The sequence below is a fragment of the uncultured Bradyrhizobium sp. genome (assembly GCF_947648125.1).
GTDB lineage: Bacteria > Pseudomonadota > Alphaproteobacteria > Rhizobiales > Xanthobacteraceae > Bradyrhizobium.
Genome location: NZ_CANSMR010000002.1, coordinates 160,951 through 170,696, shown reverse-complemented (window position 1 = coordinate 170,696; position 9,746 = coordinate 160,951). Strand labels below are relative to the sequence as shown.

Genomic DNA, 9,746 nt, shown 5'->3' with positions numbered 1-9,746 from the left:
CGGTGTCCACTTCGCTCGAAAACGCTCTAACCTGCCAGCAGGCGGCGGCAGGTTTCGACGAACACCTCGGCGCCCGTGACGATATCGGCGTCGTCGGTGTTCTCGCTCCAGTGATGGCTGATGCCGCCGATCGACGGCACGAACAGCATCGCGGCCGGCATGATGGTGGCGAGGACCTGGGCGTCATGGCCGGCGCCGCTCGGCATCCGGATTGATTTGCCGCCGGCGCAGGCGGCGCTCGCGGCCTCGATCGCATCCTGGAAGGCAGGCGTCATCATCGCGGGCACGCCGGTGCGGATGCGCTCGACCTTCACGCCGCAGCGGCCCTGCGCGCTGGCTTCTTTCGCCAACTGATGCAGGTGCGCCTCGAGACGCGCGATCACCTCGGGATTGTCGTCGCGGATCTGGAACAGCATATCGGCGTGGCCTGGAATGATGCTCGGCGCGCCCGGGTCCAGCGTGATGCGGCCGGTGGTCCAGACCGTGCGCGGTCCGCACAGGGCAGGGAAGCTGTCGTCGATCGCGACGCAGAACCGCGCCAACGCGAGGCCGGCATCCTTGCGCGCCGCCATCCGCGTGGTGCCTGCATGGTTCTGCACGCCGCTGAACGTGATGCGATATTGCCAGATGCCGACGATGGAGGTGACGACGCCGATCTTGAGCCGGCTGCTTTCCAGCGTGTCGCCTTGCTCGATATGGGCCTCGAGATAGCCGATGTGGCGGCGAGGTTCGGCGGTGAGGCGCGGGCGGCCGGCAAAGCCCGCATCGTGCAACGCCTGTCGCATGGTGCGATCGCTGGAGCGGTCGCGCGCCGCATCGATGTCGGCCTCGGTCACGACGCCGGCGAACGACCGGCTGCCGAGGAAGCTGCCGAAATGTCCTTCCTCGTCGCACCATGCGGCGACCTCGACCGCGCCGTTGATGCCGGGATCGCCGTTGATGACGCGCGCGGCCTCCAGCGCATAGATGACGCCGAGCGGCCCATCGAGCCAGCCCGCATGGTTCTGGCTTTCGAGATGCGAGCCCGCGAGCAGCTTCGGTCCCGCTTTCGCACTGGTGCCGAACACGTTGCCGATTCCGTCGATCGTCGCGGTGAGGTCGGCATCGGGCAGGTGCGCCGCAAGCCAGTCGAGCGAGCGCAGATGCGGCTCCGAGAATGTCGGCTTGTGCACGCCGGTCCTGTAGGCGCCGATCGCGCGCAGCGCATTGAGATCGGCGAGCACGCGCTTGCCGTCGAAGCGACCGTTGATGCCTGGCATGGTTGGACTCCGGATGAGCGTCTTGGTGCCTCAATCCCGTCTTGATGCCGTCGCGGTTGGATGCGACGGAACAATCAGGGCAAACGATTTCTTAGCGGTTCTGCTCTTAGGTCGCAGTACCGATGTCGCGGTACGAATAGCGTGTGAGTGTGATCATGTCTGCATTCAGGAACTGGGCCCGCAAGGCCGCTGTGCTGTTTCTCCCGATCGCGCTCGGCGCCTGCGCGCAATATTCGCAGCAATACAGCATGACGACCCCGCAGCCGGGAACCGGTCCGCTGGCCTGGGACGGGGCCGGGCAGGATCCCAATCAGCCGCAGCCGCGACGGCATGCGCGGAATGCGTCGCCGGCGACGGCAGAGACGCAACTGTCTGAAGCGGATGCGGACGACCGGTTGGCGCGCAAGCTCGTGATCTGCAGCACCTGTATCAAGCAGACGCCGGTGGCGGCGGCGCAGCCGACCAATCGTCAGGACGTCGCGAGCGTGACCAATCACTAGCGCGCTGTCGCCAGACATCAACCCGGCCTGCGGGCCTTAGTTAGGCCACGATGTCGTTCGATGCGCAGGCCCATGTCGCTCCGTAGACTCATTGTTCCCGCCGTCGTCGTCGCGCTTGCCGCCGCCATCCTGATTCATGGGGGCGGTTCGCGGGCCCATGCGCATGTGCCGTCGCATTGCGGTTTCTGGACCTCGATCGAGGCCGGATTGTCGTGCAGGTAATCTCCCGCAGGTGACCTGGGCGGGCAGTCCGGGAAAAGCGTTCTGAACGCTTGCCCGTCCGGCCAATCGCCACTATACGTTCGCCCGTCGCGGCCGTTCGCCGGTAGCGGCCAGTACGGCATATCTCACGTCTAACGTATTGATTTGCCGGGAGTTTTGCTCCCTTCGTCTATCGGTTAGGACGCCACCCTTTCACGGTGGAGAGAGCGGTTCGATTCCGCTAGGGAGCGCCATTGCGCATGGCTCGGCGTTGTTTTTCCTTCACTTTTTTCGATTTTCCCCAAACGCAAAAGAGGGGTTTGGGGAATCTTGCTCTTTCTGTGTTCGTTGAGGCTGGCAACAGCACGCTTGCCGCCGCGTCGCCGATCAGCCTCGCGGGTGTAGCGCTCCGCCTCAGCTAGGGTCTTGTGGCCGAGCGCCGCCATGATGTCATGCGCGGAACATCCGGCGTCCGCCAGCATGCGGCCGAGCGTCTTGCGCAAACCATGAGGCCGACAGGTCAGATCCTTGATGCCGGCGGCCGAGATCGCATCGCGCATGAAGCCTGAGAAACCGTCGACCGTGAACGTCTTGCCCCACTCGGTCGGTAGCACGTAATCGCCCTTGCGTGGCATCGCGGCGAGGGCCCTCTGCAGATCCTCACTCACTGCCATGTCGACCGCGACGCCGGTCTTGCGGCGGCGATAACAGGCGCCGTTGTCGACCTGCGACCACGTGATGGTGTGGGTGTCGATGCGGGCTGTGCCCATGTTCAGCATCAGCGCATAGGCCGTGCGCTGCTTTGTGCCGATAGGCCAGCGCGTTTCGAATGCGGCCATCTCGGCGTCGGTCCACGCCCTGATCTCTTTGCCTTGCGGCCGACTGATGCCGATGGATGCGTCGGCCTTCAGCCACTTCTTTGCGATCGCGTGACGGATCAGGATGCGCAGTTTCTTCAGTGTATCGAGTGCGGCACCCTTGTGTTTCTTCTTCAGCAGCGGATCTAGGATGAATTCTTGGATACGATCCTGTGTCAGACCAGCCACCGCGCGGTGGCCGTGGTCTTTCCTGATCTGCTCTAGGCGGGACGTGTAGCCGGCCTTGCTGCCATCGCCGAGCCCGGTATAGGCCGCGCTGGCCTTGTAGGACGTCACCAGGGCGCCGATCGTGCCCGGCTTATCTTTCTTCGGACTCGGCCTTTCCTTGGTGTCACCGGCCATCGCTGCGGCGTAGGCGTCCCGGAATTCCTGCGTTGTCGGATCATCGGGAAGCCGGATGCGCGGTCCCTTGCCGATCCGGAAGGAGAAGTAGTTTTTGCCTTTGACTCGGTTGCGCTCGACGTGCGGCGGCAGCTTGCGGGGCATCATGTCCATCCGGTGTCTGCGGCGATCGTCTCCTCCTCGCCACGGTGGGGTAGCAAGTCTACCGCCGAATCAAGTTCCCGGACATCCCACGCAAACCGGCCATCCACCAGTACCCGAGGCGGCGGCATCCGGCCATCCACCTGCATCTTGTCGAAGGTGCCGGGCGAGACGCAGACATAGGCCGCCGCTGCATCCCGCCCGATCAGGCGCGGCGGCAGGGTAGGAGGAAGGGCGGCCTGCTTGGGCACTTCAGTCGCTCGTCTTGTGAGCATCTGGCCCGCGCAGAGCGATATCGCGGCGGACTGACTTGCGCAGCGAGTAGGCGATCTGCCCATTGAGAGACCGGTAATTGCGCGCGGCCTCAAATTCCAACTGGTCGCGCAGCCCTTTCGAGATGCGCACGTTCAATCTGACTTCTTCCATTGTTGATGATCTCCATAAGCGTCAGGCGCGACTCCATGAGAATGCTCCCGCGCCAAGCTGGCACCCGCAAGCGCCGCGACACTGCCAAAATGGCTGCATCAACGTGATGTGAGGTTCCTCATACCCGCAACGAACAGGCCGCCCGAAGGCGGCCTCTGTGTGTCGGGTTGATGGTGGTGCTGGCGGCTTAGGCGGCGGCGTGCTCGGTGTATGTGCGCAGCGCCTCGGCAGTCAGGCGCTTGGTCAGGAAGCTTGGCAGAACGGCAATGCCTGCACGCTCGGCGTCGGCGCCCAACAGGTAAATATAGATCGGGAATTCGGGATCATCGGAATCGATCTTCTCAATGATTTTGCGTTTGGCGTCGTAGCCCTCGGACGTGTGGGCCTTGGCGGCGGCGATGCGCGGCTCTAGCTCGACGATCTGTCGCACCAAGGCGTCCGCCTCCGCGCCGTGGGTGTGCATCCCGTCGAGATCGCCGAGGTCCCGGCAACGGTCGGCGCGACGTGCAGCCCTGTGACAGCCAAGACGTGCCGCAGCATGCTGGCCGAGCAGGGCGAATAGAGCGGCGTCGTCGGTGTTGCTGGTGCGGTGGGTAGTTTTTCTCATGGTGAGATCCAATCATTTTTGAGAACGTGCCAAATCGTTGGCGTCGGCGCGTGCGCCGGCACCTGATCATGTGTCGCGGCGGTTCTGCGAAAACCGACGCGCTTGACTTCATGGATTGGTCTCCCAAACGGGAGCCTTGCGCCAAAATGGAAAAACGTCAATTCCGAAAACCAGAATGCATCAATCTGGTGAAATTCGGTGCGCCTACATCGTCATCATGATGTGCGCCGTGGAAGGCATGCCGGCCAGCGAGCCGTCGCCGCCGGTGCGCTCAAATTTGCGGCTGGACAATCAGCCAGCGGCTCGGCTGGACTACAATACGCAAAGGATCAGGACTGGCTCGAGTACCACGAAAACGGTACGTTTGTGAGAATGACCCAAGCCGGGAAAGGCCTCTTCGCTTGAACTCGTCTCAGAAAGGCAAATCGAGCCTTCACCTGAAATCCGCAATGATGAAACTGCATCTTACCCCGATGGATTTTGCCGATTTGTGCGGCGTCCACCGAGTGCAGGTTTGGAGGTGGTGTGCGGGGAAAGTCCCAACCCCTCAGTATGCTTGGACTATCCTGGCGCTGATCGAGGGTGTGCAATATCAGGAGATCCTGTGTGCTTTGCCCCCAGAATCTGCTAAAGAACTCAGGTAGCTATAACCCTGGCGTTAAAAATGCTAGCGCAGATGATCGTTGGTGGTATTCTTGTCCTTTCACTACCCATATGCGCCATCTTCGCATACCGGATCGGATTTCGAGATGGTCGAGATGTAGGCCAAGAAGATGCCTACAAGCTATTTAATGGCGGCCAGCGCATCATCGAAAAGAGAGAAAAATCGCACACAGATGCTGCGTAAGCTTTCGTTTGAGACGCGGATAGTGATCGGCTCGACTATCTTCGCCTTTGCATCAAGCGTATTCCTTTACTTCATTCCCCCTTCCCAAATCGACAGAAACCTTCGCGGGCCTTTCATCCCATACTTTGGGTATGCCTATCTGAAGGTCGTCAAATACCCGATTGCTCGCATGAGTGAAGCTCGCCTCTACGAGGACGACAAACCCCTTGGCGCATCGGATAGCAATCTTCCGGACATCATCGAAAAGGGAAATGGACTGTACAAAGTCTATATCAACGCAGGCGATACGACGCCCATTCTGATGTTCTCCTCGAGCGACAACACCGACCCAAACACGAACGGCAGGAAGTATCGTCTCGAATAGAGGGCCGGGTATCCGGGGCCTGCAAGGTCCGGTGTACCTCATGGCCGCCATTTGGAAGCAGACGCCTTGAAGGTCTCACGGCACGCTCTCTCCAGCGGCCAGCTTTTCGGCCGGTTTCTTCGCGTGCACCTCTCCTCTGCGCCGAGCCTTCAAACGGTCGACTGTGGCCGTTAGGTCGACCAGCTGGGCCGCAACTGCCTGCAGTATTCGGTTGGCCGACTCCTCGGTTGCAATGAAGTCGCAGCGTTCACACGCCAGCGCGAAGCAGTGCGCAATTTCGGTTGGTGGCGGCCTTCGTGGCGTACCGCCGAGCTTTTCCGTCATCACGGCGAGCATGGTCTTGACGACCTTGTTTTCATTTTCTGTCAACATGTCAGGTGTCATCCCAATGGTGATCCCCGCCAGCGTAGCGGCTCATTCCATCCGCTGCGGCGGCGCCGGTTGAGGAAGTCGTCATATCGTCGATCTTGTCGATGATCATCTGTGTCAACTTTTCGCCATCCATATTGAGCGAACTATGCAGGACGATCGGCACCAGCTGCTTGGTGCCGGGATTGAACTGCGCCGGGATGAATCTGCCGCGCTGCATGTCCGAGCCGCCCTCAAAGCGAGTCGGACTCTTTGGGGCACCTTCGATATCGACACCGGGCTGTCCGTGGTTGCCAAACCTGCCGAGAATGCCGCCGAGGCGATCGATGAATGACGCGATCGCGTTTCGGATGCCGTCGAAGATCGCGACGATCCGTTCCCACGACACACCGGCGAGATTGCCGATCGCCGCGCTGACGCTGGCGGCGCCGTCGGCGATTTTCTGCCAGGGCAAATCGCCGAGCGCGCGGAACACCGGCGTGATGCCGGATATCCAGCCAAGGCCTTTCATGATGAACTCGTCGACCTTGGCAATATCAGCGGCGATGGTGCCGATGACGCTCTCGACCGCCTTCGTCGTCTCGCTTGTCACCGCAGCCTGCATGCTGTTCAAGGTTGCAGTCAGCGCCTGCAATACCGTGACCACCTTATCGGAGTTTGGTCCGGCCACCGCGGTGAGGAGGTTGCTCCAGGCATTCGATAGAGCCTGCATGTTTGCGGTGACGCTCTTGTCGGTGATGAGGCCGAATGATCCTTCCGCGCCGAGACCCTGCATCAAGCGGCCGCGCTCGGCCATCATCTGGCTGAAGTTGGCGACTTCTTCCGCAGTGAAACGCTGCGTGGTCTGACGGCCCGTGAGCCGCATGATCGCGTCCATTTGCTCGAGTGGGTTGGTGACGCCGCGCTCGGCCAACTGCTTCTGAATGTTGGCGGCGAGCTCGAGAGGGTCCTTGCCGATCAGGTTTGTCAGCCGCTTTGATGCATCTTTCGAGATCGAGACATGACCGCCCTCGGTCGACCATTCGCCGGGCTGAAGCAGGCCCATCTCCTGCAGACCTTCGGCGGTGCGCTTCATCATGGTGCCGCCGGCCATCTGCTGCCACAGCGACAGATAGGCGGTGCCGGCGCGATGACCGCCCATCGCCTGAGCCATGATGGCCATCGTGTAGAAGCCCTGATCGTTGAGGCCGCGCAATGCGACGCCACCTTGCTGGGCCATGCCGAGCATCGACTGGGCATTGACCATGCCATGGGTCGCAGCGGTGACACGAGCAGCAAGGTCGAGGAACTTCTCCAGCTTCACGGCATCAATCTGCTTGGTGACTGGGTCGGTGATCCTGCCTGACAACTCGCCGGCGCGGATGAGCGCCTGCAAGTCCTTGTTGGTGTCGCCGTTGTAATGACGATCAGACTGCAGGACCCAAGCAAATCTCGCCAACGGCTCCCAGGTCTTTCTTGCTTCCTCTTCGCCCATGATCGAGTAGGTCATGCCCGGGATCTTCATCAAATCCTCGACCCTCATCGGAACCCGCCGAGAGATATCGAAGGCCTGTGCGGTGATCGCACCGCTCTTGACGGCCTCGGCCATGCCGCCACCGAGGCGCTGGAGTTTGATCAGCTGGTCTTGGAAGTCTTTGCTCTTGTCGATCAATTTATCGATCGTGCCGAGCACCGCGGCGCCGCCAAGGATTGCAGCGAATCCGAGCAGCGGCGCTTTCCAAGTTGCGAGACTACGCTCCACGTCGCCGATTCTGGTGCGCAGACCCATCAAGTCCGTCATCACGGTGTGCAGCACCGGCGACACGCCATTGGCCAGGACAATGCTGATGCCAATCCGATATGCGTCCACGGTCGCTACTCCTTTTCCCTACGTCTGAATTAGCGCGCGCGATGGCCGTTGTTCGGCCCGCGCGCTGGCCGTCAAAGGAGCTGTTGCGGTATTGGTTTGCTCGCGATGGTCCGGGTACATCCGCCGGTGCAATCGCGAGCCGGACGCCGCCGAGGCGGAGCCCGAAGAAGAAGGAGGAGGCGGCGAGCGGTCGGGGACAACCGCTCCAGCCGCCCCAAGTGACGCGCGGGGTAAGGAACCGCGCGGTCTCGTCATGGTGCGACGCGCACGAAATGATGCTCCCGATCGGTCAGCAACACGGCGACCTCAGCCGGGTCCGTGATGCGCTGGCCTTTGGTGTATTTTCCAAAAGGGTGAACACAGATGAGATGGAAGGTCATGTGCCGTTCCTGATTTTCTCGGCGGCGGCCTCGAATGTGGCGAATGCGGCATCCCATTTGGCGCTGCATTCAATCGCACTGGCCGAGTAACCCGCAGCTTCCATCTCTTCTGGCGTCTCCGGCTGCATGATAATCCTGACCGTGTCCCAGTCCTGATATCGGTCGGCTTTGGCGCGCTCCACAATGATCCTCATATTGCGGTCAAGGAGCCCTGTTATCGAATGCAGACCGTGGGACGGCGTGATGCTCCACGAGCACGTGTATGGTATGTCGGGATATTTCTTTTTCTCGCGCTCGATCAGGGCCGCGCTCGGCTGCAGTTCAACAAGTTCTTTCATTTTGGCGTTCCTTCCTTCAGACCACGGTGGTCCAGCCGGCGGCGATCAGCACGCCAATGAACCTCGCTGGAATTTCGAACCGATTACTCGCCGCCGGATTGTTGGGGTCAGCTGGAAGCATCTTGCCGACGGTGCCGTCAGGCAGATGGACCAGGGTTGGAAACGTTCCGGTCGGTGGCTGCATCACTACGGTTGGGGTGGACATCGGTTTATCTCCTAGGATTAAACGACTGCTCCGGTGACTGGATCACGCCAGCTCGATCCATCGAAAGTGACGACCTTGCTCAGCGTGGTGTCGATATGGATTGCGCCGGGTGTCACGTTGACCGGCCGCGACGTCGCCGGGCCGGACGTGCCGACTTGGAAGAAGCCGGCGAGCCCGTTGCGCTGGCCGAGCAAGGTGGCGGCCTCATCGACGCCGACGACGTCGAGGAATCCGCCGGGTGCGATTCCATACGATTTGGCATTCATCGGATTGCCGGGCGGATTGATGCCGGTGGCCGGCACATTGTTTGTGTTGAGCAAGCGGATGGTCATAGTGATCTCCCTCTAGACAGAGTAATGCTCGTGCCGCAGGTGCCGGGTCACGGCGTCGGCCCAAAACTTACGGCGGCGAAGAATGCGATCGAGGATCGCGCCGAGAGCCTCGCGCAAGGGGGCGTCCTCTGCCTGTCCTTGCATCTGATTCAGCGCGGCGGCGGTCGCCTCGAATGAACGCATCAGGGTGCGGTCGATCTTGGTGGTGTCGAAGGTGGCGCCGTGGACGTGCAGTTCGCCGCGTTCGCGATCGTGAGCAACGCGAACACGATGCCGACCCCCGTCAATTTCGACTTCGCCAAGTTCGTGACGGCGATTGCTGGCAACCGGGTGACCGGTGCCAGTGGTGTATCCGGCGGAGGCGGCCGGACTCAAGAAGTCGCGCTTGCGCATGTCGTCGCGTGCGGGGATGTTCGGCATGTTGCCGCCGCCGCTGGCATGCGAGAACGCCATGCCGAGCGCGGCCTTTTCCAAGGCTGGATACATGGCCTTGTTGGCGTCGGCGCGCTGCCAGCCGAATTCTTCCATCTTAGCGACATCATCGGCATGAATAGTTGCGCGTTGTCCGAAGCGTTCAGCGGTGTATTCGCGACCATCGCTGCCGCGATAGGTGCCATCGCCAGGCGCCAACATTTGGACTGTCTTGCTCATGGTTTTCCATTCCTCTGCTGTTCCGTATTTGTCGACTGGGACCCATGTGAGTTTTTT

Annotated in this window: 13 protein-coding genes, 1 tRNA gene and 1 pseudogene; 3 read left to right on the top strand and 12 right to left on the bottom strand. The window is 61.3% G+C overall.

Annotated features, from left to right (window positions below):
* Positions 1–26 precede the first annotated feature (26 nt).
* On the bottom strand, positions 27–1,259 hold the full coding sequence (locus Q0030_RS04440; RefSeq protein WP_298363444.1) for a Zn-dependent hydrolase: 1,233 nt from the start codon (positions 1,257–1,259) through the stop codon (positions 27–29).
* A gap of 155 nt (positions 1,260–1,414) precedes the next feature.
* On the opposite strand from Q0030_RS04440, the gene Q0030_RS04435 reads away from it, so the two are divergent.
* Positions 1,415–1,759 (top strand): hypothetical protein, encoded by a 345-nt coding sequence (locus Q0030_RS04435; RefSeq protein ID WP_298363442.1) that lies wholly within the window; start codon positions 1,415–1,417, stop codon positions 1,757–1,759.
* A 380-nt stretch (positions 1,760–2,139) separates the two neighbouring features.
* Positions 2,140–2,214, top strand: a tRNA-Glu gene (locus Q0030_RS04430).
* A gap of 144 nt (positions 2,215–2,358) precedes the next feature.
* Here the strand turns inward: Q0030_RS04430 and Q0030_RS04425 are convergent.
* The 4 genes and pseudogenes from Q0030_RS04425 to Q0030_RS04410 all read right to left on the bottom strand — a co-directional run.
* Positions 2,359–2,799 (bottom strand): annotated as a pseudogene (locus Q0030_RS04425) (tyrosine-type recombinase/integrase); the annotation flags it as partial.
* A 524-nt stretch (positions 2,800–3,323) separates the two neighbouring features.
* Positions 3,324–3,572 carry a hypothetical protein gene (locus tag Q0030_RS04420; protein ID WP_298363441.1) on the bottom strand — a complete coding sequence of 83 codons (249 nt, stop codon included), beginning with the start codon at positions 3,570–3,572 and terminating at the stop codon, positions 3,324–3,326.
* Position 3,573: 1 nt separating this feature from the next.
* Complete coding sequence (locus tag Q0030_RS04415) at positions 3,574–3,747, bottom strand: Arc family DNA-binding protein (RefSeq protein ID WP_298363440.1); 174 nt, start codon at positions 3,745–3,747, stop codon at positions 3,574–3,576.
* A 187-nt stretch (positions 3,748–3,934) separates the two neighbouring features.
* Positions 3,935–4,354, bottom strand: coding sequence for a hypothetical protein (locus Q0030_RS04410; protein WP_298363439.1), 420 nt, complete (start codon positions 4,352–4,354; stop codon positions 3,935–3,937).
* Between the two features lie 773 nt (positions 4,355–5,127).
* On the opposite strand from Q0030_RS04410, the gene Q0030_RS04405 reads away from it, so the two are divergent.
* Positions 5,128–5,565, top strand: coding sequence for a hypothetical protein (locus Q0030_RS04405; protein ID WP_298363438.1), 438 nt, complete (start codon positions 5,128–5,130; stop codon positions 5,563–5,565).
* 75 nt (positions 5,566–5,640) lie between these two features.
* On the opposite strand, the gene Q0030_RS04400 is transcribed toward Q0030_RS04405, so the two are convergent.
* The 7 genes from Q0030_RS04400 to Q0030_RS04370 form a co-directional block, all read right to left on the bottom strand.
* Entirely contained in the window at positions 5,641–5,937 is a 297-nt protein-coding gene (locus Q0030_RS04400; RefSeq protein ID WP_298363437.1) for a hypothetical protein, read from the bottom strand.
* A gap of 1 nt (position 5,938) precedes the next feature.
* Positions 5,939–7,783: a hypothetical protein gene (locus Q0030_RS04395; protein ID WP_298363435.1), complete on the bottom strand. Its 1,845-nt coding sequence runs from the start codon at positions 7,781–7,783 to the stop codon at positions 5,939–5,941.
* Between the two features lie 251 nt (positions 7,784–8,034).
* The gene (locus Q0030_RS04390) at positions 8,035–8,163 is read right to left on the bottom strand and encodes a hypothetical protein (RefSeq protein WP_298363433.1); all 129 of its coding nucleotides are present in this window, start codon (positions 8,161–8,163) and stop codon (positions 8,035–8,037) included.
* Complete coding sequence (locus tag Q0030_RS04385) at positions 8,160–8,501, bottom strand: hypothetical protein (RefSeq protein WP_298363432.1); 342 nt, start codon at positions 8,499–8,501, stop codon at positions 8,160–8,162. The genes Q0030_RS04390 and Q0030_RS04385 overlap by 4 nt, the downstream gene beginning before the upstream one ends.
* A gap of 16 nt (positions 8,502–8,517) precedes the next feature.
* Entirely contained in the window at positions 8,518–8,706 is a 189-nt protein-coding gene (locus Q0030_RS04380) for a hypothetical protein (RefSeq protein ID WP_298363431.1), read from the bottom strand.
* Between the two features lie 17 nt (positions 8,707–8,723).
* The gene (locus Q0030_RS04375; protein ID WP_298363428.1) at positions 8,724–9,038 is read right to left on the bottom strand and encodes a hypothetical protein; all 315 of its coding nucleotides are present in this window, start codon (positions 9,036–9,038) and stop codon (positions 8,724–8,726) included.
* A gap of 12 nt (positions 9,039–9,050) precedes the next feature.
* The gene (locus Q0030_RS04370; RefSeq protein WP_298363427.1) at positions 9,051–9,689 is read right to left on the bottom strand and encodes a hypothetical protein; all 639 of its coding nucleotides are present in this window, start codon (positions 9,687–9,689) and stop codon (positions 9,051–9,053) included.
* Positions 9,690–9,746 lie beyond the last annotated feature (57 nt).